Annotated in this window: 17 protein-coding genes; 8 read left to right on the plus strand and 9 right to left on the minus strand. The window is 40.2% G+C overall.

Translation table 11 applies throughout. The features are described from left to right. Positions 1–8: 8 nt before the first annotated feature. The 4 genes from WAA86_RS13205 to WAA86_RS13220 all read right to left on the minus strand — a co-directional run bounded on the left by WAA86_RS13205 (position 9) and on the right by WAA86_RS13220 (position 6,120). Positions 9–566, minus strand: coding sequence for a DUF3347 domain-containing protein (locus WAA86_RS13205; protein WP_337301489.1), 558 nt, complete (start codon positions 564–566; stop codon positions 9–11). A gap of 39 nt (positions 567–605) precedes the next feature. Then, on the minus strand, positions 606–1,838 hold the full coding sequence (locus WAA86_RS13210; RefSeq protein ID WP_337301490.1) for a TolC family protein: 1,233 nt from the start codon (positions 1,836–1,838) through the stop codon (positions 606–608). 5 nt (positions 1,839–1,843) lie between these two features. Then, positions 1,844–5,605, minus strand: a complete 3,762-nt coding sequence (locus WAA86_RS13215) for an efflux RND transporter permease subunit (protein WP_337301491.1) — start codon at positions 5,603–5,605, stop codon at positions 1,844–1,846. A 98-nt stretch (positions 5,606–5,703) separates the two neighbouring features. Next, positions 5,704–6,120 carry an HYC_CC_PP family protein gene (locus WAA86_RS13220; protein ID WP_337301492.1) on the minus strand — a complete coding sequence of 139 codons (417 nt, stop codon included), beginning with the start codon at positions 6,118–6,120 and terminating at the stop codon, positions 5,704–5,706. Positions 6,121–6,379: 259 nt separating this feature from the next. Here WAA86_RS13220 and WAA86_RS13225 point away from each other — a divergent pair, with 259 nt between their 5' ends. The 5 genes from WAA86_RS13225 to WAA86_RS13245 all read left to right on the plus strand — a co-directional run bounded on the left by WAA86_RS13225 (position 6,380) and on the right by WAA86_RS13245 (position 10,778). Then, complete coding sequence (locus WAA86_RS13225) at positions 6,380–6,781, plus strand: response regulator (protein ID WP_337301493.1); 402 nt, start codon at positions 6,380–6,382, stop codon at positions 6,779–6,781. A gap of 75 nt (positions 6,782–6,856) precedes the next feature. Then, on the plus strand, positions 6,857–7,399 hold the full coding sequence (locus WAA86_RS13230; protein WP_337301494.1) for a heme NO-binding domain-containing protein: 543 nt from the start codon (positions 6,857–6,859) through the stop codon (positions 7,397–7,399). Then, positions 7,392–9,746: a PAS domain S-box protein gene (locus WAA86_RS13235; protein ID WP_337301495.1), complete on the plus strand. Its 2,355-nt coding sequence runs from the start codon at positions 7,392–7,394 to the stop codon at positions 9,744–9,746. Before WAA86_RS13230 ends, WAA86_RS13235 begins: the two co-directional genes overlap by 8 nt. A 1-nt stretch (position 9,747) precedes the next feature. Continuing rightward, entirely contained in the window at positions 9,748–10,068 is a 321-nt protein-coding gene (locus tag WAA86_RS13240) for an Hpt domain-containing protein (protein ID WP_337301496.1), read from the plus strand. Positions 10,069–10,070: 2 nt separating this feature from the next. After that, entirely contained in the window at positions 10,071–10,778 is a 708-nt protein-coding gene (locus tag WAA86_RS13245; RefSeq protein ID WP_337301497.1) for a LytR/AlgR family response regulator transcription factor, read from the plus strand. 39 nt (positions 10,779–10,817) lie between these two features. Here WAA86_RS13245 and WAA86_RS13250 read toward each other — a convergent pair whose 3' ends face one another. Further along, complete coding sequence (locus WAA86_RS13250; RefSeq protein WP_337301498.1) at positions 10,818–12,884, minus strand: tetratricopeptide repeat protein; 2,067 nt, start codon at positions 12,882–12,884, stop codon at positions 10,818–10,820. 214 nt (positions 12,885–13,098) lie between these two features. On the opposite strand from WAA86_RS13250, the gene WAA86_RS13255 reads away from it, so the two are divergent. Both WAA86_RS13255 and WAA86_RS13260 read left to right on the plus strand, forming a co-directional pair. Then, positions 13,099–14,334, plus strand: coding sequence for an oligosaccharide flippase family protein (locus WAA86_RS13255; protein ID WP_337301499.1), 1,236 nt, complete (start codon positions 13,099–13,101; stop codon positions 14,332–14,334). 227 nt (positions 14,335–14,561) lie between these two features. Then, positions 14,562–15,797 carry a glycosyltransferase gene (locus tag WAA86_RS13260; RefSeq protein ID WP_337301500.1) on the plus strand — a complete coding sequence of 412 codons (1,236 nt, stop codon included), beginning with the start codon at positions 14,562–14,564 and terminating at the stop codon, positions 15,795–15,797. Between the two features lie 58 nt (positions 15,798–15,855). On the opposite strand, the gene WAA86_RS13265 is transcribed toward WAA86_RS13260, so the two are convergent. The 3 genes from WAA86_RS13265 to WAA86_RS13275 are packed head-to-tail and all read right to left on the minus strand — an operon-like array spanning position 15,856 to position 21,723. Beyond that, positions 15,856–17,415 carry a cellulase family glycosylhydrolase gene (locus WAA86_RS13265; RefSeq protein ID WP_337301501.1) on the minus strand — a complete coding sequence of 520 codons (1,560 nt, stop codon included), beginning with the start codon at positions 17,413–17,415 and terminating at the stop codon, positions 15,856–15,858. Then, the gene (locus tag WAA86_RS13270; protein WP_337301502.1) at positions 17,412–18,596 is read right to left on the minus strand and encodes a hypothetical protein; all 1,185 of its coding nucleotides are present in this window, start codon (positions 18,594–18,596) and stop codon (positions 17,412–17,414) included. Before WAA86_RS13270 ends, WAA86_RS13265 begins: the two co-directional genes overlap by 4 nt. A gap of 40 nt (positions 18,597–18,636) precedes the next feature. Beyond that, the gene (locus WAA86_RS13275; protein WP_337301503.1) at positions 18,637–21,723 is read right to left on the minus strand and encodes a hypothetical protein; all 3,087 of its coding nucleotides are present in this window, start codon (positions 21,721–21,723) and stop codon (positions 18,637–18,639) included. A gap of 219 nt (positions 21,724–21,942) precedes the next feature. On the opposite strand from WAA86_RS13275, the gene WAA86_RS13280 reads away from it, so the two are divergent. Then, the gene (locus WAA86_RS13280) at positions 21,943–23,082 is read left to right on the plus strand and encodes a response regulator (protein ID WP_337301504.1); all 1,140 of its coding nucleotides are present in this window, start codon (positions 21,943–21,945) and stop codon (positions 23,080–23,082) included. Positions 23,083–23,174: 92 nt separating this feature from the next. Here the strand turns inward: WAA86_RS13280 and WAA86_RS13285 are convergent, their stop codons facing one another. After that, positions 23,175–23,684, minus strand: coding sequence for a hypothetical protein (locus WAA86_RS13285; protein WP_337301505.1), 510 nt, complete (start codon positions 23,682–23,684; stop codon positions 23,175–23,177). Positions 23,685–23,975: the final 291 nt, after the last annotated feature.

The following is a 23,975-nucleotide window of genomic DNA, read 5'->3' on the forward strand; positions in this document are numbered from 1 at the left end:
TTTCATTGCTATTGGATGGTTTCCTTAACCGCCCCACAAGTCAACATCATATCTCCATAATATGGATTTCTAATCTCTGAAACCTCTGAAAACCAATATCCTCCCGTATTATTGAAGGCCATTGGGCAAAACTGCTTATAAATGGTTCCTTGGGCCAACTGATCCTTAAATAGTTGTTCCGCTTTGGACGTTAACGTGGCAAACAACTCCCTTTGTTTTCCAATATCTTCGCTGTTGGCCATTTCTTGAGCAACCCCCTTGAATTCCATTTCGTTTTCATCCAGGTTCTCTGCCAGCTTTTTTGCAGCGGTTTTTGTTCCCTCAACATCTGTCTTGGTCAATGCAGTTTTTATAGCCAAGTAGCCATTAAAAATTTTTCCGGTAGCATCATCTTTAAAGGAAACCATGGCTGTAGCATCTTCTTTGATTTCTGTCACTGCCGAGGCTTCTGGTGTTATAGGTTCCTTTTTCTTTTCCTCCCCACATGCGGTCATCACCAATAGGGTTAATCCTGCGAAAATTGCGTAATTACTTTGTTTCTTTTTCTTTAACATATTGTACTTCATAATTTTAATTTTACTAGTATAATTGATTCACTTTTTTATCTATTCGTTATTGCCCAAATAATTGATAAGGGCCGATTCCATATAATAATTCTTTACGGCTTCAATTTGATTCATTTGAATTTTAAGCTGTAACTCTTGGATTTCCAAAACATCATTAAAATTAATGGTGCCCGTTTCGTAATTTTTGATCAAAATTTCCTCCGCATCTTTAGCCTGTCTATAATTCTTCTCTTGGATATTATATTTGATACGGGCCGATTCCCTAGATGATATTGCTTTGCTCAAAAGCGTTTTCAGTTTGTTTTTCTGATTCATTTTCTGGGCACTGATTTCTTCTTGCCGCAAGCTGTTCTGTACGGTCCTGGACTTAAACTTTGAATTGAATATCGGAATGGAAACAGTTACCATGGGCATAATGATGTCTTTCCCGTTATCACTAAAAGTCATGTCATTTCGTTCCGCAACCGGGATATAATCCAATCCAAAACCAAGGTCAGGATTTGTCTCTTTACGGTTCAATATTTCTGATTGGGTTACGGATTCATAGAGCCTGTCGTATTTCAGTAATTCAGGGTGCAGTTGAACATCCCATGTCAGATCCTTATGTTCCTCGATCACAGATAAGTTATCCGCCAAATCAATTTGCAGTTCCTCTTCCCTGTTCAATAGGTTGTTAAAAAGACTTTCTTCGGATACATAGTCCAGCACCAGAACATCCTTTTGGGCCAGCAATTCATTTTGTCTTATTTGCAAACGCAAAACGTCCACAGCCGAGGCATTTCCGACTTCCACGGAGGTCAAAGCCAATTTTTCATACGTTTTGAGGAGGACTATATTTTCTTCCAGCAGCTCTTGCTGTTTTTTGATCGCATACAATCTGTAATACGATTGGGATACCGATAGTCTTAGTTTGCGTTTGATAATGACCATGTCCAGGTAATCCACTTCGGATAAGGCCGAGATATAATTTTCCCTTGCCGTTATGGAACCGAACCAGGGCACCATTTGCTTGACCGAAAACCTTGCTTTCTGCGCTCCCGTCCTGGTCTCTGGCTCACTCACAAACAACCCAGCGCTCACTTCCGTATTTCCCAAAGTATTCGCCTCATTTATCTTCTCTTTGGAAATGTTGTACCGCAGTACAAAAGCCTGTAATTCTGGATTATTGTTCTCTGCCTGCTCCAAGAAACTTTCCAAAGTTTGCCCCTGTGACAAATGGACACAAAGTATTGAAAAAAACAGCGATATAATATGTACCTTATTGAATTTCATCTGTCTTAAATTGTAGCTTGATTTTGCAGCAACTTTGCTGATTTTCTATTAGAAATTTCTTGTCGCCAACTAAAAAGTACCGGTACAATGAAATATGAGGTTATATCTATGATCATTCCCCCGAAAATAGGAATTGCCATAGGAATCATGATATCGCTTCCCTTGCCCGTGGATGTCAATACCGGCAGGAGTGCCAAGATGGTGGTCACCGTGGTCATCAAACAGGGACGAATTCGTTTTTGGGCCGCTTCCAAAGTAGCTGCTCTTATTTCTTTAATGGTCGACGGATTTTCTTTTTCGAAGGTCTGGGTCAAATAGGTTGCCATGACTACCCCGTCATCTGTAGCAATTCCGAATAGGGCAATAAATCCCACCCATACAGCTACACTGAGATTAATTGTTTTCATATTGAACAAGTCCCGTAGGTTTTCCCCGAAAAAATCGAAGTTGAAAAACCAATCTTGGCCGTACAACCACAGCATAATAAATCCGCCTGCGAAAGCTACAGTGATTCCTGTAAAGACCATTAAAGATGTAGTAACCGATCGGAATTGGAAATATAGGATCAGAAATATAATCACTAAAGCCAGAGGCACCACAATGGACAATGTTTTTTCAGCCCTTAACTGGTTTTCATAGGTCCCTGTAAAACGATAACTGATGCCCTTGGGAACTATCAATTCTCCTGCGGCTATCTTTTGCTCAATAAGGGCTTGGGCGTTCTCTACGACATTGACCTCGGCAAAACCGTCCAATTTATCAAATAGCACATAACCCACAAGAAAAGTATCCTCACTTTTAATGACTTGCGGCCCTTTTTCATATCGTATTGTTACCAATTCGCTCAAAGGAACCTGTGCCCCACTGGCAACTGGCACATAGATATTCTTGAGATCCTCAGGGTTTTCACGTAATTCCCTGGGATAGCGTACCCGCACCCCATATCGTTCCCTCCCCTCTACAGTTTGTGTCAGGGACATTCCCCCAACGGCGACTTCCAGTACGCGCTGTACATCCTCGATCAAAATGCCATATCGTGCCAACTGATCTCGGTTGATATCAATCAGTAGATAAGGCTTTCCCACGATCCTATCGGCAAAAACGGCCTCATCCTTTACCCCTTCAGCTTCTTTAAGGATGCTCTCCAATTGGAGACCAAAAGCCTCGATCTGCTTTAAGTCCTGTCCCTTTACTTTGATACCCATAGGCGCTCGCATTCCTGTCTGTAACATTACCAACCTGGTCTCGATTGGCTGTAGTTTGGGCGCAGAAGTAACTCCTGGCAGTCGCGTTACCTTGACAATTTCGTTCCAGATATCGTCTGGAGATTGGATTTCAGGTCGCCAATTACGGTAGTATTCCCCAGAGGAATCAGGAACTAGGTTTTCTGAAGTCACCTCATAAAATGCTACAGCACCCGCAGTGTTGGTGTTTTCAGTTCTTTCTTTTACCAAATTTGGATTAACCACATATCCTCCATCTTTGGTTAGGAAACGCTCTTCATTGTCAACTTTAAAGCGTTGCCGTTTCCCATCCTTATTCAATAGGTATTCAGGTTTATATTGAATGATGTTTTCATACATGGATAAGGGAGCGGGATCCAAGGCTGATTCTGTTCTTCCTGCTTTCCCCACAACAGTTTGCACTTCCGGAATACTGGCCACGGCCATATCCAATTGTTGCAGGACACGTTTGTTCTCAGCAACACCAGAATGGGGAAGTGAGGTGGGCATCAAAAGAAACGTTCCTTCATTAAGGGCCGGCATAAATTCTTTTCCGGTATTTCTCATTACCCAAATCCCAAAAATCAAAACGGAGATAGGAATCAATAAAAAGAGTAGCCTATTCTGTAAGGCCCATGCAAGTATTCTGGAATAATATTGTTGAAAAACATAGAATACTCCCAACAATCCAAAACAAATCACCCCTACAAAAAGAAAGTTCATGAAAATGCTCCGATCAAAACCAAGAGGTCGCCAATATGCGGATAAAAGGATTACTATGGCCAGTACTGAGATGATGATATTGATAAGATTGCCCCTTTTATCTGTGACAAAATCTTTTAAAAGCAGGACTCCCACTATTCCAAATGCAATTAAAAGTAAACCGAGCCAAAATCCCATAATAATGGCTCCCAATCCCACCGCGATTAATGCCACATTGATGATATATCTAAAGTTGATTTTATAGTTCCTCTTTCTAAATAAATAAGCTGCAAAAGGGGGAATCAAAAACAAGGCGATAATTATTGATGCAGTCAATGCCATGGTTTTGGTAAATGCCAACGGCCTAAATAGTTTCCCTTCGGCACCTAACAATGTGAATACAGGGAGAAAGCTAATGATAGTGGTCATCACTGCAGTGAAGATTGCTCCTGAAACCTCAGCTGTGGCATTGTAAACTATGGCGTCCATGGATAGTTTCCCCTTATCCTCATCGATATGGCGAATAATATTTTCCGCGAGTATTACGCCAACGTCCACCATGGTACCTATAGCTATTGCTATTCCTGAAAGTGCCACAATATTGGCATCCACCCCAAAAAGTTTCATGGCTATGAACACCATCAATACGGCCACGGGCAGCAAGCCAGAAATAAGTATGGAAGCCCTGAGGTTGAAAACCATTACAATAATGACCAAAATTGTGATCAATATTTCCATGGTCAATGCCTCATTAAGGGTTCCCAGCGTTTCTTGGATGAGTTCTGTACGATCGTAAAAAGGCACAATGGTCAATTGGGAAGTACGCCCATCGCTTAATTTCTTTGACGGTAGTCCTGCACTAAGCTCTCCAATTTTTTTCTTAACATTATTGATGACCTCCAGCGGGTTGGCACCATACCTGGCAACGACGACCCCACCCGCGACTTCGGCTCCTTCTTTATCTAAAATACCTCTTCGCACAGCGGGCCCCAATGATACATTGGCTATATCCTTGATTCTTATGGCGGTATAATCATTAGAACTTACCACCGCATTCTTTATATCGTCCAAGGATTTAATATAGCCCAAGCCTCTTACCAAGTATTCTGCCTGGTTAATTTCCAATGTTTGAGCCCCTATATCGCGGTTGCTCTGTTTCACGGCCTTGACAACTTCCTGAAGCCCAATGTTGTATTGCTTCATCAGCTCAGGCTTCACATCAATTTGATATTCCTGGACATAACCTCCAATAGAGGCCACTTCAGATACCCCGCTTGCAGAAGAAAGGGCAAATTTCACATAGTAATCCTGGACACTTCGCAATTCCTGAAGGTCCCATCCTCCGGTTACCTCTCCATTTTCATCCCTTCCCTCGAGGGTGTACCAAAATATTTGTCCCAAGCCTGTAGCATCAGGACCCAGGGAAGGATTTACACCTTCAGGCAGCAGGTTGTTGGGTAGGGAATTCAGTTTTTCCAGGATACGGCTTCGGCTCCAATAGAACTCAATATCTTCCTCAAAGATGATATAGATGCTCGAAAATCCAAACATGGATGAACTTCTAATGGTCTTCACCCCTGGGATTCCCAATAAAGAGGTTGTGAGCGGGTAGGTAATCTGGTCCTCAATATCTTGGGGGGAACGTCCTTCCCATTTTGTGAAAACAATCTGTTGGTTTTCTCCAATATCCGGAATGGCATCCACGGCAACAGGGTCATTGGGCAAAAAACCAATATCCCAATTGAAAGGCGCATTGATCGTTCCCCATCCCAAAAAAAGGACGAGCAACAATACGGCTACAAGTTTGTTATCGATAAAAAATTTGATGCTTTTGTTCAGCATAGGAATTTGATATAAAAATTTAGCAATTGAAATATCCCAGTGTTACATACTAGGAATTTAGCCACTATGGTAACAGGGCTGTTCTTCTAAATTTTAAATCAAATAAGAAACTGTTGGTCAAGAATAATGACATCTTGGACCAATAAGGGAGGTGGGTATTCAGCATTGGGGGGAGCTATTTTGTTGAGCTCCTGAAATAATTCAATATAATTTGAAATGAAAGTGGCAATGAAATAATGGTTTCCGAATGAAATATTTTCCAAATTTATTTTCCAATCATCCTGGCCTTGCTGTACTAAATTGAAGTCGCTACAACAACCCATGTCCATATCCATCTGATCACCCATGGTGGTATTCATGGTTGCCATGCCACAGGTCTTTGCGCTTTTGTATAGCCCAAAATCAACTAGCTGTTTCCCACAAAAATGCATATCTACCGTAAAAGAAAGGGTAGAGAACAGCACTAAAAATGCCATTGCAAATGATAATATGTGACGAATTTTAGCTTTCATCATTGCCACAAAGTTACAAAAATTTAACATTTACGGCTTTGGTTAACAAAAGTTTAAATCCGAAACGGCACAAAATAAAATGTAATGCACCCATAACCGTAGGAATACGCTTCCCTTTTTCTTAAAAAATGATTTTTCAAATCAACCTATATCATTTAACAGCACTTACCTACCACTCACCTACAGTAAATTGCCATTCACCTACAGGTAACCGATTCATAAATCCATATATTGGATATTTAAAAGTTAATAAACCAGAATCATGAATATTCTTTTTATTGAGGACGATACCATTGAAACCATGAAACTCCATAGAACGGTTTCCAAGCTTCCATCCAAACATCAGATCACCGAGGCAAAGAATGGGGAAGAGGCATTACGGATCTTACGATCTGGAAACAATTTGCCCAACATCATATTGTTAGACCTCAATATGCCGAGGATGAGCGGTTTGGAGTTTCTAAAAATCCTGAAGGATGACGACACGTTTAAATACCTGCCCACCATAATTCTTACAACATCAGAAAATAGGACCGATTTATTGGAATGCTACAGGATAGGGATTGCCGGATATGTTATAAAACCACTGAAATATGAGGATTATGAATATCGTTTAAAGCAGGTATTTCAGTATTGGGAAATCAATGAACTAGTGAAAGCCTAACAAAAATAGCCGTTTCACAACAATATTTTCCTTCAAAAAGGCTAATTCCCTACCTTCCTAACACAATTATAATTTATGAAAGGTATTGTTTTTACAGAGTTTCTAGAAATGGTGGAAGCCAAATTTGGTTTGGAGGTAGTGGATGACATCATTGAAAAATCCAGTTTGCCCTCCGAAGGGATCTATACCTCAGTGGGAACCTATGACTTTAATGAAATGGTGAGTTTGATTACCCAGTTGAGCGAAAGAATTTCTGTACCGGCAGGGGACCTCATTTATACTTTTGGACTATATCTATTTGAAAGTTTGGGTCGGGCACACCCAGAAGTAATCAAAAGCTACAATTCCCCAATAGGACTGTTATATTCCATTGAGGACCATATCCATGTCCATGTAAAAAAACTATACCCAGATGCAGAACTTCCCACATTTAAAATTTTAGATAAAACAGACACCTCAATTTCAATGATCTATTCCTCTTCAAGGGGACTTTATAGGTTGGCCCATGGGCTTATGGAAAAATGCTTTGTCCATTTTAACAGCAGTGCCGTTATTGCTTACGAACTCTTGAACAATAATGGTACAGAAGTAAAATTTGATATCACCCAAAATGGATAGCAAGGAGGTCATTTTATTAAAAAAAGCATTGGAAAGGCAGAAAAAGGCACGTATCCAAGCTGAAAAAATACTAGAGGAAAAATCCAAGGAGCTCTACGATACAGCCCAACACCTCAAAGAAGCCAATAACACCCTGGAAACCCTTTTAAGTGAAAAGTCTTCCGAATTGGACGGAGTCTTCATCAATATTATTGACCCGTACGTGATGATGGACCTGGAATTCAATGTTATCAACATGAACAGCTCTGCCAGGGATTTTTTGGGCTATGATCCTTCAAAGGAACCTTTGAACTTAGGGGGATTGGTACACCCAGATTATGCCCAATATACATATGAGTCTTTCCAATCCCTTATGGAAGTTGGCCATTTAAAAAATTATAAGGCCAAAATCATTGTAAAGGATGGAACCGAAAAATATGTGCAGATCAATAGCAGCCTTATCTATGACAAGCATCAAAAACCCATTGCCGCCCAAGGCATATTAAGGGATATCACCCAAGAAACAGAAATTAAACAATTACTGGCCCAGCAAAAAAAGCAACTGGATATCATTGTCGAAAATTCACCGTTGGGAATTGTACTTACCGTACAGGATAAAATTATTAAGGCCAATGCAACCTTTTCCAATCTTTTGGGCTATTCGGAAGAAGAACTGAAAAAACAAACCGTCGGGGATATTTCCGCCCCAGAGGATGTAGCACTGTCAAATAAAATGATTAAAAAAATGAGCGCTGGAAAACTGGAGAAGTTTTCCATGGTCAAAAGGTACTACAAAAAAGATGGCTCCTTTATTTTAGCTAAAACAACGGTGAGTGCCGTAAAGGACAAAGACGGAAAAGTAGGTTACCAAGTTGCCCTGGTAGAGGACATAACCAGGGAATTGGAAGCTGAGGCACAGCTAAAGGCTTCTGAAGAACGGTTATCCACCCTGATCCTAAACCTACAGACCGGTGTATTATTGGAGGATGAAAACAGGAATATTTCCTTGACCAACCAAATGTTCTGTGACCTGTTCCATATTCCTGTTTCCCCAGAAAAGTTAAAGGGGTTGGATTGTTCCAAAGCAGCTGAGGAAAACGCAAAATATTTCAAAAATCAAAACGACTTTATTTCCCGAATCGACCAGTTGTTGGCCGAAAAAAAAGTGGTGCTTTCCGATATACTTGAAATGAAGGATGGTCGGATTTTGGAGCGTGATTATATCCCAATTTTCAGTAACGGAAAGTATAAAGGCCAATTATGGACCTACCAAGACGTTACTATTAGTAGGAATTACAAAAAGAATTTAGAAATTCAAAAGGAGAAATACAGCAGCATTATCGCGAACATGAACCTAGGCATGATAGAAGTGGACAACAATGATATCATTCAAATGGTCAACCATAGTTTCTGCGATATGTGCGGTTTTACGAAAAAGGAACTCTTGGGCCAAAAAGCCGTGGATATTCTCAAGGTCAAGGATAGCTCAATTATTGAGAAAAAGGGTCGTAAACGTTTAAATGGGCATTCAGATTCTTATGAAATTGAGGTTGCCCACAAAGATGGGCATCCCAGATTTTGGCTCATCAGTGGTGCGCCCAGATACGATGATATGAAGAATGTGGTGGGATCCATAGGCATACACTTGGACATTACCGACCAGAAGCAATTACAGTTACAGAAAGAAAAACTTTTAAAGGAATTGGAATCCAGTAACCAGGGGCTACAGGAATATGCCCATATTGTTTCCCACGACCTTAAATCGCCCTTGAGGAGTATTAGTGCCTTAGCTACTTGGATGAACGAGGATTATAAGGATGTATTGGATGATAATGGAATCTATAACCTACTAATGATGCAGGAAAAAATAGAATCCATGGACAAACTAATTGATGGTATCTTAAAATATTCCAGTATTACCGGTGATAAACTGGAAAGTGGTCAGGTAGACTTAAATATGATCGTACAAGAGATAAGGGAGGTAATCTATATTCCGGAAAATGTACATGTTTTGATTATGAACCCGCTGCCTACCATCAATGCGGATCGGACCAAAATACACCAACTCTTTCAAAATATAATTTCCAACGCAGTGGTCCATATAGAAGTTGAAGAAGGTTTGGTGGAAATCAGTTCTGAAGAAACGCCAACCCATTGGCAGATCAGCATTAAGGATAACGGGGTGGGCATCGCCAAGGAATATCATGAAAAAATATTCAAGATCTTCCAATCTGTAAGTGATGGGGAACGATCCACAGGAATTGGCCTTTCCATTGTCAAAAAAATAATTGACCTCTATGAAGGACAAATCTGGTTGGAAAGTACAGTCGGTAAAGGTTCCACTTTTCATTTTACCCTAAAAAAATAGTATGACGGAACAGCCCAATTTAATTTACATAAAGAAACTCTCAGGAGAAGACAAAGCCTTTGAAGAAAAATTTATAGCAATAATAAAGGCAGAATTTCCGTTGGAATTTAGGGAATACCTAGGTTATGTAAGAGATAGGCGATATAAGGAAACCTCGGAAATTGTACATAAGTTGAAACACAAACTGAATATTCTTGGCCTTGAAAAATCATACAGGCTAGCGGTACAGTACGAAGAGGACCTGCTCAATGCCGATACCAGACTGGAGCAAGAATTTAATTTGATATTAAAAAATATAGAAGATTTTATAAAAAACATCTGACCATGAATTGTATTATTGTAGACGACGAGGCAACGGCAAGGCTTATAGTGAATCAGCTTTGCTCCACAATTCCCGATTTGGATGTGATCGATGAGTTTTCCAGCGCCATTGAAGCCATTAAATTTTTGAACCAACAAACGGTAGATGTCATTTTTTTGGATATCCATATGCCTGGTTTCACTGGATTTGATTTTGTACAGACCTTAAAAAACCCTCCTAAAATAGTATTGACCACCTCGGATACCAACTTTGCCATTGAGGCTTATGAATATGAATCCATCGTAGATTACCTCGTAAAGCCAATTGCCCAGGATCGTTTTGAAAAATCGATCAAGAAAGTCAAAAACTCCTTGACCCAGCAACCAAAAATTGCCCCCAACACTTCAAAGACATCCGTTGGGGACGAACTGTACATCAATATAGACAGGAGACTGATAAAACTTAAATTTGATGAAATTTTATTGATAGAGGCCAAAGGTGACTATATAGAAGTGAAAACAGAAAAAGAACTCCACCGCGTACATAATACCTTAAAGAAAATCAAGGAAAAATTACCTGATGAATTGTTCCTACAGATCCATAGGTCCTATATCATCAATTTTACAAAAATCATTGATATAGAGGACAACAGTGTATTGATTGAAAAAAACGTGGTACCCATTAGTCGTTCGAACAGACCGGAATTAATGCGCAGATTAAATCTGTTGTAACAGCCGACAAGACCACAAAATTGGGAGCGTACAAATCCCCTACTCCATAATCTTTTTAAAGAACAAGGGCTTTTTTGTAATGAGCCATTTAATCTTTAGCCCTATTTCTGTAAACTCAAAGCCTGCGGCGGTAGCTGAGGCAATATTGCTGTATTTGGCATAAACGCGTGCACTCCATCTTTTCGAAAACTGATGGTCCATGGCTGTTTCAGCCCGGAATATGGCACTTTGTTCATCATCTTCCACCTTTTGTAAGCCCGATGCCGCACTGACCATATAACCGGTCTTTTCGGAAATTTTACCTCTCAGATCTGCAAATAGTTCCACCGCTTGATACTTTTCTGGGCTAAAATAAATGGTAGGCACCTGATCTTTAAAAGTGATATACTGATAATTCAATCCCAATTTTAAAGCCGGTTTTCGCAGCACATTATAGTACAAGGAGGTGAACAATAGGTTTCTGGTATTGCTATCGGTCTGTTGTGTGTGCATCAATTGTGTATACCATCCAAAATCAACGTTGGTCCCAAGGTTATAGGTAATGCCATAATGGTTCATAACAATTTCCCTTTCTATTAGATCGGCATTAAAATTTTGTACCTCCCGTTGGTAACCCAATTCCACATTATGAAGTTTAAAGGGTTTCAATTGAAGTTTTAGGTCCAAAACAGGTTGCGTATAGGCCTCTTCCATAAAGCGGGAATTGTTAAGGCCAAAAACCGATTTTAAATTGACTTTTGGAAATAGTTTATATTGAAATCCGGCCAGTAATACATGTGAATTTGCCTTAGTTCGAGTCGCCGTATTTTCAGCAGTACGGTACTGATAGGATACGTTGGTCTTAAATTTGGTAGACAATGGCAGGTGTATAAGCGTATTATTGGCAAAGGCAATATTATTTCCATTGTCAAAGGTATAGGCCACGTGTTCCTCTAGGGTTGGCGAGTGTTGTATATTGAGTTTTTCAACAAAACCAAGGGCATCTTTCTGGTTGTCATAAATATCAAGCGTTTTAAAAGCGGCGTCGTAGGCTTGTGGAATCAGATCACTGGCAAAAAGAGCATTAGCCTTTCCCAAGTTCCCATCAAAGGAAGTACTATCCTTTTTCAAAATGCTATCATACAGGACAAGGGTGCTTTTAAAATCAGCGGTATACATGCTCAAAGTTGCTTTTAATGCCAAGACCCATATTGGTTTTCCATACTGTTGCACCAGCGTGTCTAACTCATTTTTTGCCAATCTGTACTTGCTGTTCCATATCAGTGCCTGTACATGCCTTTCCAAAGTACGTTCTGTCAATATGGAATCCTTTAGGGATTTCACCCTTTCCAAAGCCCTATAGCTAAGTTTTAATGCCTCCTTATCATTTTCTCCCGTATGTGCTGCCAAAGCAATTCCATTCAAGGCCGTAACAGAATCTCTCGGTGTTGTGGCATATCGTTGGTAAATGGCCCTGGCCTGTGCCACATCCTTGGTGATCAGGTGCACATTGGCCAGATTTAACAGCGCATCCTTGTCCTCTGGAAAATCCAGAAATATCTCCTCCAACAGGGCCAAGCCACTGGAATAATCCTGAAGATTAACCAACGTATTGGCATAACCCAATTGGATGTACTTCCTGGAAATTTTGGCACTCTCATTTATTGGTTGCAAGGCAATTGCCTTATTGATCCATTTCAAGGCATCTTCAAATTCTTTTAAATTACTCAGGGTATTGGCATAACCCAAGATGGCAGCAAAATTGTTTGGATTTTCATCCACCAATACCTTATAGAGTGGTTTTGCCGCTTGGAATTGTTTGCCCCAAAGCAATGACTCGTTGTAATTGATCTGAACTTCGAAATCATTGGGAAAAGCATATAGGAGGTCAGCAAAAAGTTGGGAAGCTCTTTGGGGTTCACCATTAAGACCTACAGCGCGCCCATAGCATATTTTTGCTGTTTTATTATCCGGATGATCCAACAAATAGGATGCAAAAAAAGTTTCCGCTTCTTCAAACCTCCCTTGCTCCAAATGATTGAATCCTATATCCATAGGTTCTTGGGAGAATACAGGTATAAAGTGAAAAAGAATTAGGGTCAAGAAAATTTGGTTAAGATACTTCATAGGTTAAGCTGGTTTTCTACTGTTAAAACAATGCTGTTTCCACCTGTTTCCAATAGTTTGATTTTGGTTTTATAAAGTTAAGACAGTCATTCCCAAACCGGAAGTATGATATTGTCCATTCATCTACAGCAAACTACCACTGACCTATATGGGCCTCTGAAAAAGGGACAATCTTGAGATATTTGGATCATAAAACCGAATAAAAAAGATTCCCATGACCACCTTTAAACTTGTACTTAAAAAAATTTCCCCTGAACAACTATTTATGGGCAGCGTCCTTTTGGTAAACGGCGGCAATTATATCTACAATTTAATATTGGGCCGACTTTTGGGGCCAGAGGCATTTGCCGACGCTGCCCTTCTGGTGACCCTCTTATTGATCCTCTCTTTTTTGGGTTTGACCTTTCAATTGGCAACCACTAAATTTGCTGTCATTTTTTCAGATCAAGAGTGGACCAACTTTAGGAACCTGATGTACAGATATGCACTACTATTTGGTTTTTTTATAGGTATAGCATTGTTGATCTTTTCGGAGGAACTACAGCTATTCTTTAATACCAGCACTCCAAATATGTTCATTGCTTTTGGCATTGGGATACCTATTTACTTCTTTATGAGTGTTGGGAGGGGTACTTTTCAGGGTCATCAAGATTTCCACAAACTATCCCTCACCTACCAGACCGAAATGTGGAGCCGATTACTGTTGACCTTGGGCCTGCTCCTATTTGTTCCACTGGAGCCTGCACTTATTGTCGCCCTGGGAATTACCATTTCCTTTTTGTTTGGTTTGATCCCTTCCAATTTCAAAGGGATCTCCTTAAAAAGCTCCATTACCCTTCATCCTGAAAACGCCAAACGGGTTTCCCAATTCATAGTTTTGACAGCATGTTATGAGTTTACCCAGATCATCATCAACAACAGTGATATCCTCTTGGTAAAACATTATTTCAATGAAATGGATGCCGGACTGTATGCCTCCTTAGCTCTAATTGGTAGAGTGGTCTACTTTGTTGCTTGGATGTTCGTAATGTTGCTTCTGCCAACTGTGGTGCAGAAGGAAAAAGACGGACAGCCAACCTCTCCCATACTTTTTAAGTACGTGGGCTACATAAGCCTTTTATCCTTGGGTATTGTATCTGTATGTTATCTATTTCCGGAATTGATAATTTCCCTAATGTTTGGAGAGGCCTATATTTCCATGGCCGGATTGTTATGGCAATATGCATTTGCCACATCCCTCTTTGCCATCTCCAACATTTTTGCATATTATTTTTTGTCATTGGATCATTATACCCCCGTGCTATTGTCCGGCTTATTGGGACTTTCCCAAATATTCCTTGTGATTTTCTACCATACCAGCTTAGAAATGGTGGTTCAGGTACAAATCATAGCCATGGTGACCTTGTTGGTGGCGCAGTTGATTTATTTTACACAGAAAAAACTGATTTAAGTTACCTACTTATGTTCTTGCCTAATTAGGTGTAGCCTGGAACCCCGCCCCATAGGTTTCAGGCTTTTTTATGCCTTATGGAATTGAGTATCTCCATTAAAAATCCCTTAACGGAAGTTAATTTCCATTCGTCTACAGTAATCTCCCAACCATCTTAAAGGGCCAATAAAACAAGGAAGTTAGCCAGATATTTGTATTAGAATATTAACCAAATAAAACTTAACCATATGAAATTAGCAATTGTAACCGCCTATCCACCGAGTAAAGTAACTTTAACGGAATATGGATATCACCTTGTAAAACATTTCAGACTCCAAGAAGAAGTCACCGAGATCATCTTGTTAACCGATAGGACCGAGGAAGAAAAAGACCTCAACTTTAAAGAAGCAGGATGTAAAATTACTGTCAAGGAATGTTGGAGTTTCAACAATTATAAAAGCCTATTCCACATCAATACCGCTATTAACAGTACAAAGCCAGATGCGGTATTGTTCAACCTGCAATTTTTAAAATTTGGGGATAAAAAAGTACCGGCGGCGTTGGGCCTATTATTACCAATGATGTGTAAACTTAAAGGCATCCCTACCATTTCCTTACTGCATAATATCATGGAGCAGGTAGATTTGGAAAATGCAGGAATAACCAAAAATAAGTGGTTGCAAAAGGCCTACAACTTTATTGGTACTACCTTGACCAGATTTGTTCTAGCGTCAGATATTGTTGCCGTCACTATTAGTAAATATGTTGGGATATTGGAAAACATATACAAGTCTAGAAATATTGCCTTAATTCCCCATGGCGCCTTTGAAACGCCCCCAGAACCAGACTATTCCATCCCAAAAGGCCCCAAGCAGGTTATGGCCTTCGGCAAGTTTGGCACCTACAAAAAGGTAGAGATCTTAATAGAAGCTGTGGAACTGATACGAAAACGTACCCAAGAAGACATTGAAATTGTAATTGCAGGTACGGACAGCCCCAATACTCCTGGTTATTTGGCAGCGGTCAAACAAAAGTACTGCCATATCCCCCAATTGCGCTTTACGGGTTATGTGGCCGAGGAAGATGTTCCCACAATTTTTGCTGAAAGTAGTGTGGTTGTATTTCCATACACTTCCACTACCGGAAGCTCCGGGGTATTGCACCAGGCTGGGAGCTATGGAAAGGCTGTAGCCCTTCCTAATTTGGGAGATCTCAGCATTCTTGTCCAAGAGGAAGGATATCTAGGAGAATTCTTTGAACCTGAAAGCGTAGCGTCACTTGCTGATGCTATAGAAGGCATTTTGATAAATGATGACCATAGGATCCATTTATCCCAAACCAATTACAAAGCGGCCTGTTCCTTGCCTATGTCTACCATTACAAAAATGTACGTGGACTATTTTAAGGCCATACAACAAACAAAAGCTGCGGGATTGCCATTGGAGCTATCCGAAGTATTGGAACACGAAAAAGAAAAAGTATAAACGTTTTTTATTCAGGTTAAGTGCGAAAGGGGGTAGGTCTGGTTAACCGTGCCCCCTTTTATTTTAGGTCCTGCCCTACTTCGCCATTTTGATCAAGATGTCTAAAAGCAGCTTTGGGTTTGCCATTGGTGTCCAAAAACCCAAAATATTTTTGTCGTTCCTTCCGCCATGGCAATGAACCCACTACCGCAGTTGGAACTTCTTCAAAATCATACATGGTCCAAAACAAATAGGGAATCTTTTCCTTTCTCAAAATGGTTTGCATCTGTTCATAATAATTCCCCTGTTCGTTGACAGATCCTAGATAGGCATTCCAAATACCATCGTATGAAGAATAACCATATTCCTGCAGTACCAATGACTTATCCGGCACAGCATTGCGCAATAGGTCTAAAGCACTTTTGAATTGGGCAGCTTCCCTATAATAATGAAAGGAAACAAAATCTACCTGTTGGGACAAGTTTGCTGCCGTCTCTGGACTGGACCAGCCTATGGTCACCGGATGGTTCTTATCCCATTGCTGAACTAGTATCAACAATTGTTCCAACCATGCCAATACTTCCGTCCTGCCCCGGGATTCGAAATCCAGATCGGGTTCATTTTTAATGTCCCAGGCCAAGAGGGCTGCATGATCCTTTAAACCATGTACAATGTGCTCCGCATGCCTATGGGTAAGGGTCCAATCATGAATGTTGTAATCTCCATAAAAATCAAAAAGCGTCACTATGACCTTAAGATTTTGCCTTTCTGCCAAGTCCAACGTCCTTTTTAACCTGGCCAATTTTTGTGCATCCACTTTTGCACTTCCAAAATCTTCATAAGGCACAAAAATCCGAACTGTATTCAGTCCCATTTTTTGTAGGACCCCAAAATCCCTATCTATTATAGCTTCGTCAAAAGTATCCTCGAACATGGTCCATGGGCTATCCTTGGGATAGTAATTCACCCCATTGATCATGGGTATTTCAGAAACCTCTTTCAATGACGCATCATCCGAATTAAGATCATTTTTTGTTGGTTCTTGAAATGCCACCATGTGTCTAATCCTCCAAAATCCATCTTCCAAGAGCATCATTATTTTGTATGAACTGGTATCCGTATGCTCTATGACCATCCTTTTGTCTTTAAATACCCGATTGAAGGAAACTACATTACTGTCCGTAAAAACCACCAAGGTTCCATCAGCGCTATAAAATTCTAATTTTGGATGGTGTGCCACCGTGGTTTTTTCAATATGGGTATTGCTAGCTTTGTTAAGGTCTATGATCTTATATATTTTCTCACGGATACTATCGGTATAATAGTCCGGGATCCCATAGTGTTCGTTGTTCATCAAGGCCAGATTGTGAACATGCCAAGCGCTCAAATAGTCCTTTTGGATTTTCTGCAAAGTCCGTTCCTCCATGGGTCGTCCTAAATTATCATTGTTTTCCCATTGTATTTGGGGTAGGTAAACCTCGTTTATAGGTGACCCTAAATGCAGCATTGCAGACCTATCAGCGCCAGTATTGAGATAGGAAAATACCGAACTGATACCAAACAAGAGTAAGGCATTGATGGCCAAAAAGGACAAGATCAATCCTGCCCGAAGAATATTTTTATTCCATTCCTTTTTCATTGTATTTCAAAAGTTTGGATTTGTTCGATGCCCGCTGTCTGGACTGCGATCTTATATTTCCCGTTGACAACATAATTGGGATCAAGAAAAAATGCACCTATTCCATTTTTAGAAGTTGTTTGTTTGTTTTCCACCAAAATTCCTTGGGCATTGTAAACGGATAGGTCGATTTCTAGGCCATCTGGAATTTTCTGCCCCATAAAACTTTGTATGGGACCTACAATTACGGTTCGTTTATCATGGTCATAATTCACCTCATATGCAGTTACTGCAGCATTGAAATCTACTGTAATAGGAGTCCCCTTTGCCGCTCCGGTAATATATGCGGTAATGGTCCATGTGTCTTTTTTGGAAGGGTGAAGAAGCTTGCCTTTGGCGACACCATCAATGGTAGTGCCCATGGTTCTCAACAATACCCCGTCTTTATTTTCCACAATAAAGTTGACCAAAGTACCATCACTTACCAGGTTTCCATGGTCATCCAATATCCCCGAGGTTGAAAAGGTTATGACCTGGTTGCCATCTGCATAAGTATGATCACTTTGAAAATCAATGGTAAAATCTGTGGCCTTTCCCGGGTATACGATAGTTGTCAGTTCTTTGGAGCTGAAATTGTTATGGGATGCCATGGAAAGTATCCTTCCGGCCTTTTTAGGAGCACTAATATTGGTCCATCCTATGAGGTTTGTTATTTGTAGGTCCTCCTCCTTGAGGCTTTCCCCAAAAATATGCTTTACGGATATCGGGGTGCCATCTGCTAGTGGGTTGTCATACCTATCTGTTGGTGCCACGACCAACATCGTCTTGTCTGCTTCCCCTGCCGATATGCTTCTAGGCCCTAGATAGGTCTCCATCCTTGTTATGGAATCATCCTGCGGGATAATATGAAACTTCCCAGAAACCACAATCTCTTGGTTCCTTAACAATTTCCATTTACAGCGTCCAGCTTTTTGGGCAAATGGACTTGGGATATGAAATTCCAAACCATTCTTGTTCAAAACGGGATCTACGGTTGCAGTACCCAAGGCATTCGCAATCATTAAAAGCGTACCCCCATTTTCCAAGGTTTCGAATTTCAGGACCATAGGCTGCCCTACAATAAAATGATCTTCTGGGGTAACGAGGGTTATGGGTCCATCATTGGGAATCACCCCATTTTTTGAATCGGAGCATCCTTGCATGACAAGAACAAAAAATATTATGTAGGCGATTCGTATCAATTTATTTTGGGTTTCCTATATAATTATTAAGATCAAATTTCAAAAATTGGTATCCTTTTCCAGCATATTTCTGCAACTGCTCCCCCCCGTGCCCCTGAATACGATCAGGAAATAATTTCGCTGATACCGCAGCATTTGGGAGTCCGTTCACAAAACAATTATCCAAATTACTATTGATTACCACTATATTCTTAAGTTGCACGGGGCGGTAATCAAAATACTGCTTTCGTTGTATTCTTACCCCGTCGGTCAAAAACATATGGTCTACCCATAAAAGCTCCTTATTATTATCATAATAAGAGACCAATAATTGGGGAATAGTTACCTCTTGTGCTCCCGAATTAAACAAAACTCCCTTTATATGATTCTCTCCGAAATTCAATTGTTGCAGGGATACCTGTTTATATAAATCTGTATTGGCAACATTACCGGCACATTGTAAATTAAATTTGGTGGGTTGATCCTCTAAATGGACAGGGGTAAACTCATCCGGATCAAAAGTTGGTGGAATGGTGTCTTTGGTGGAAGACCATGCGATTCCTTCAAAATTGATTTTAAAAATCGTGGTCTCCTTGGGCATTAGTTTGTGCTTCATATGATATTTTGCATTATAAGAAGCCAATTCTTTATAGTTATCATTATAGAGGGTTCCTTTGATTACCACATCGGCTGGTACATTGTCTATATTCTGCAATTCTCCCACAATACTATACCTGCCATGTAGTTTTACCAATTTCGCAGATAGTATTTCCAAAACAGGCTGTTGCAGTACATCCTCATGGTGCGTCTGTTGGGTAGTGACCCTTCTTCTTCCATGATTATAGAACATGGTACCGTTGGTGGTGATCAATTGATCTGGAGGAAGGTCATTGTCAAAGCCCGATGGTTCTATATACCATTTTCCGTCCGATTTGACAATGTCATGAAAATATGACCTTTCTACCTTCTCCAAGGGGGTGATCCATTGGGTGCTAACTTTCACTCTTGCACTGCTTTTGGTCTGCGCCAATATGGTGATTCCGATGGAATCTAGTTTGGCATAGGAACTCAAAATACCATCCGTCACAGATACCTCCAACATATACTGGGATAGTGAAACTTCACTTTTCGGGTTTAGATAGGTATGGGCGCGTTCAAATTCCTTAAAGTCCAAGGCGTCGTAATATGCTTTGATAACATTGGATGGTGAAATTTGTGCATTGTTCTTGAAATAGAATTCGTACCCTCCGTAGGACAAAGCAAGAAGTACCAAACCAGCCCAGATATGGTTGATGGTAATCAATCGATTATTGAACCCCTCATAAGAAACAGCATACTTCAGATAAAGTGGTGATGTGGTAGCCTTAGATTTTAAAATTCTGTACCACCCCCATTGTATATTGATAATAAAGGCCAATAGTACCGTGAGTATTGGAATAATGCCCCACATAATTTTAAGATAGGTATTTACCTCTTCCTTGGACAAGGTCTTTGCCAGGGGTGGAACATTCAGTTTTTCCCAAACCATGATACCATTTTCCAATTGCTGCAATCGTTGCCAACCACAGAAATATAGAATGGGATCGTAAAACTTATCATTGGAAAAAATATACTTGAGATTGTACTTTTCCGGTACCGTCAAAAATTGTTGCAAGGATCCAATACCTTCCACCCCTCTAAATTTGGAATTTTCCAACCGCTCAATGGCACGTGTTGTCAATTCAGGTAATCTGCGGCCGGAATGGTAATTCCCATCCACGGTCATCGCCTTGGTCTGTGCAGATAGCCACGCGATCTGGTCTCCAAACCCCAAAGGCAGATAGCGCCACTGGTCATGCTGATCCTGATTCAAAAAATTGACGATAGGAAGCATATTGATCTTGTCCGGTTGGGAAGGCCTAAAATAACCCAAACTCATGGTAAAAATGACCATGAACAGGATACCTCCTGCCAAAAAGCCCCCTATAATCCTATGATAGACCGCTCCAAACCGATCTTGAATTCTTTTTTTTAGGTCACCTTCCACCATCCGATGGGCAAATTCCGCAAAAATGGGTAAGGCCATTATGGTTGCCCATAAGGTAAATCGGTCCAGCGTAAGAATATTGAAAGCTGTTTTCCCAAGTAGCTTTAAAGGTATAGGCGTGGTGCCCCCGGTCCCCAAAAGGGTCAATAGGGAAATGGAAAGTCCAAAAAACAAATAGCGTTTACTGTAATACCTATAAAATATATAGGGGAGCAAAAATAAGAGTATGCCCCAGGGTATCATAAAAAACACCAATCCCGAGGATGTGATTTCCAGAAAATTATCCCGTGAGCCATGGGGAATAGGTACTTGGGTAATGGGATTCTTTTTGGAATTGATCCAGTAGGGCAGAATACATATGACGATTAAAACAAGGGAAGAAAAACCAAACCCCACAATACGAAAAAAAAGCTTTTTAAAGGTTTTAAAAAACACCTTAAATGTAATGGCCTTCATGGTTGTCACTTCATCCTTGGCCGCATCTATGATTACCATTCCTATGAGCGGAAAGACAAAAAATACCATTCCAAAGATGGGAGTAACATGATGGGAAGTAACGGTTACGGCAATTAGGGAAAGACTGGTAGCCAGATATTTAATTTTCCCGGTCTTTATCCAAGAGTAGATCTCGGGCAAGGCATGTAACAGCACAGATAGACCGATGATACTGGGCAATTGCCCAAATATATGTAGGGTTTCCACAAAGGTAGAGGAAAAGACGGCCAGCAATGCCGTGTAACCTGCCACCTTTCTATTTCCCGTAATCAAAAGCCCAAAACGGTACGCTCCAGTTATAAAAAGTATGATTCCCAGAAGGGCTACGGTAAACATCCCAAATTTGAGTCCACCCACAAAGGAAAGCAAGGCAATGGCTTGATGCACTAGCGGAGGATATGCCTGTACAGTAAACCCAGTATACCAGCGGTAATCCCAAGGTTCAAACCAACTGTTGGCATAATGGTCTGCAAAGAATAAATGAATCAGCGCATCATAGGTATACTCCAAAGTGAAAAATATACTAGAACCATGGAAGGCAATGCCAAAGAACAAGGCGACAATGAGTAAAATATTGGTTCTATGCATCTGATGAAATCGTACAAAAATAATAACAGTATAAAGGTAGATATATTGTGATATTCCTTGATTATCAGCCATCGAACGAGAGAAACCATTCATCTACAGTAAAGCGCAACTGACCTTTTTACACTCCATTTAGAGGAGAGTTGTCCGTAGTTTTGCTTTAGAAATCATTCCAACCAAATGATTTTAATCAACCCAGTAATAAAATTTAATACTTAACCTATGAAAATTTTAGCCATCGATGATCAGCAACTGATCCTACTATCTGTAGAGAAAAGACTTTCCGAAGAAGGATTCTTGGTCAAGACCGCTATCAGTGGTCAACTTGGAATAGACCTATTTGACAATTACCACCCAGATTTGGTGATTGTGGACATTAATATGCCCGGAACCTCCGGCTTGGAAGTCGTAAAACATATCCGAATCCATAAAAGATCCAATACACCCATATTGGTCATGTCCGGAAATACCAACGAAAAAACGATTGTCGACGGATTTGAAATGGGGATAGACGATTATATGAAGAAACCGGTCAGCCTTGACGAAGTGGTAGCAAGAGTTACCCGAATTTTAGGACATGCTTCCGAACTTGTTTGCGATAAGAAGGAGCAACATACCCAAATGTTACAAAAGTATTGTGTAGGGGTAGTCATCCCGTGTTACAATGAGGAAGATCGTTTATCCAGTAGCGAATTTCAGGATTTTGCAAATAAAAATCTTGGATATCATCTGTGTTTTGTAAATGATGGAAGTACCGATGGAACTCTTGAGGTTTTGGAAGAATTGCGCAAAGGCAATGAGCATACGATCAGTATTTATAATTGTAAGAAGAATGGTGGTAAAGCAGAGGCTGTACGTCAAGGCATCCTACATTTATCCAAAGATCGACAGTTTGATTATATAGGCTTTTTAGATGCCGATCTATCCACCGATTTCAGGGATTTTGATGAATTGGTGCAAACTATAGAACAATCCGATTTTAAAATTGTCAGTGGTTCCCGAATCAGTCGGATGGGAGCAAATATTACCAAGGAATCTGCCCGTAAATTCATTAGTTTGACCATTAACTTGATCATTCAAAAGATCTTGGGAATGCCCTTCAAGGATACCCAATGTGGTGCCAAGATCATGGACAGGGAAATTGCTTCCAACATGTTCAACAAAAAGTTTATTACCCGTTGGCTGTTCGATGTGGAGATCTTTATGCGGATGAGAAAATATTACGGCAAAGAAAATGTACAGCAAATGATCTGTGAACAACCTTTAAAAAGGTGGATACACGCCGATGGATCCAAACTATCCATGAAGGATTCCGTTAAGATTGTAGGCCAATTGGCCCAAATCGCTGTGCATTACCATTAATATAAAAGCAAAGAGCGGTAGAATGCACCGCTCTTTGCTTTTCAAATATACTTGAAGTGAATGTATGCTTTTATTTTATAATCCGCTTATGATCAAACAAACAACAAGATCAACGTTACCACAATACCGGCTAACGAAAAGAGAACTCCCTTTTTAAAAACTGTGGTTTTGGGCATAAACATCCAAAATGCGGAAATCACAAAGAACAATAAAGAGACCCCAAAAAAGATATTCAACCAATATACCGGACTGTTGGTAGTGGCTTTGTGCAAGTGTTCCATTTTATCCAAGATCATGGGAAGTTCCTTTTTGGTATAGGTGGCTACCCCGGTCTGCATGTTATAATTACCCTTTTCAAAATAGATGGTATTCCCCTCGGTCTTTTGAAGTTTGAATCCCTTTATTTTTAATTCTGAACCTAGTTGTTCTGGCGATAAGTTCTGTTTCAATTCCTTTTCTACAACAACATCGTGTTTTAGAAAATCGGTATTTCGATAAATCATTATGATTCCACTTATGGCATACATCGCCATGATTCCGGCTAGAAAAAATCCCAAATAGCGGTGGATGATCCTCATCCTTAGTCCCGTTGTCATTCTCATTTTAAATATTGTATTAAGCTTAAGTCCTATAATGCTTTTAATTCTGTGATATAGACACTATTTTTAAAAAAAGGATTAAAGGACATTGATTATTTTTTTGCAAATATAGCAGTATAGGTGATTTACCCATCCTATTTTATAGCAGTAGCCATAAAAAGCATTTACAGAATCCCAATGTACCCTCACTGAAAATACAAAAGTGATGCCTAACGGTACCCACTTTTTTTGTTTCCCCTCGCTCTCCAAAACTTCGTTTTGAAACTCGGGGACAGGATTTGGAGAATCCCAATG

The organism is Sediminicola sp. 1XM1-17 (genome assembly GCF_037203765.1).
In the GTDB taxonomy this organism is placed as follows: Bacteria; Bacteroidota; Bacteroidia; order Flavobacteriales; family Flavobacteriaceae; genus Sediminicola.

Bases quoted from the DNA above. Each gene is read 5' to 3' on its own strand.
- WAA86_RS13255 (WP_337301499.1), top strand. From the start codon at position 13,099: ATGACCACCTTTAAACTTGTACTTAAAAAAATTTCCCCTGAACAACTA.
- WAA86_RS13260 (WP_337301500.1), top strand. From the start codon at position 14,562: ATGAAATTAGCAATTGTAACCGCCTATCCACCGAGTAAAGTAACTTTA.
- WAA86_RS13225 (WP_337301493.1), top strand. From the start codon at position 6,380: ATGAATATTCTTTTTATTGAGGACGATACCATTGAAACCATGAAACTC.
- WAA86_RS13205 (WP_337301489.1), bottom strand. From the start codon at position 566: ATGAAGTACAATATGTTAAAGAAAAAGAAACAAAGTAATTACGCAATT.
- WAA86_RS13215 (WP_337301491.1), bottom strand. From the start codon at position 5,605: ATGCTGAACAAAAGCATCAAATTTTTTATCGATAACAAACTTGTAGCC.
- WAA86_RS13220 (WP_337301492.1), bottom strand. From the start codon at position 6,120: ATGATGAAAGCTAAAATTCGTCACATATTATCATTTGCAATGGCATTT.
- WAA86_RS13270 (WP_337301502.1), bottom strand. From the start codon at position 18,596: ATGCAAGGATGCTCCGATTCAAAAAATGGGGTGATTCCCAATGATGGA.
- WAA86_RS13250 (WP_337301498.1), bottom strand. From the start codon at position 12,884: ATGAAGTATCTTAACCAAATTTTCTTGACCCTAATTCTTTTTCACTTT.
- WAA86_RS13210 (WP_337301490.1), bottom strand. From the start codon at position 1,838: ATGAAATTCAATAAGGTACATATTATATCGCTGTTTTTTTCAATACTT.
- WAA86_RS13280 (WP_337301504.1), top strand. From the start codon at position 21,943: ATGAAAATTTTAGCCATCGATGATCAGCAACTGATCCTACTATCTGTA.
- WAA86_RS13235 (WP_337301495.1), top strand. From the start codon at position 7,392: ATGGATAGCAAGGAGGTCATTTTATTAAAAAAAGCATTGGAAAGGCAG.
- WAA86_RS13285 (WP_337301505.1), bottom strand. From the start codon at position 23,684: ATGAGAATGACAACGGGACTAAGGATGAGGATCATCCACCGCTATTTG.
- WAA86_RS13230 (WP_337301494.1), top strand. From the start codon at position 6,857: ATGAAAGGTATTGTTTTTACAGAGTTTCTAGAAATGGTGGAAGCCAAA.
- WAA86_RS13265 (WP_337301501.1), bottom strand. From the start codon at position 17,415: ATGAAAAAGGAATGGAATAAAAATATTCTTCGGGCAGGATTGATCTTG.
- WAA86_RS13245 (WP_337301497.1), top strand. From the start codon at position 10,071: ATGAATTGTATTATTGTAGACGACGAGGCAACGGCAAGGCTTATAGTG.
- WAA86_RS13240 (WP_337301496.1), top strand. From the start codon at position 9,748: ATGACGGAACAGCCCAATTTAATTTACATAAAGAAACTCTCAGGAGAA.
- WAA86_RS13275 (WP_337301503.1), bottom strand. From the start codon at position 21,723: ATGCATAGAACCAATATTTTACTCATTGTCGCCTTGTTCTTTGGCATT.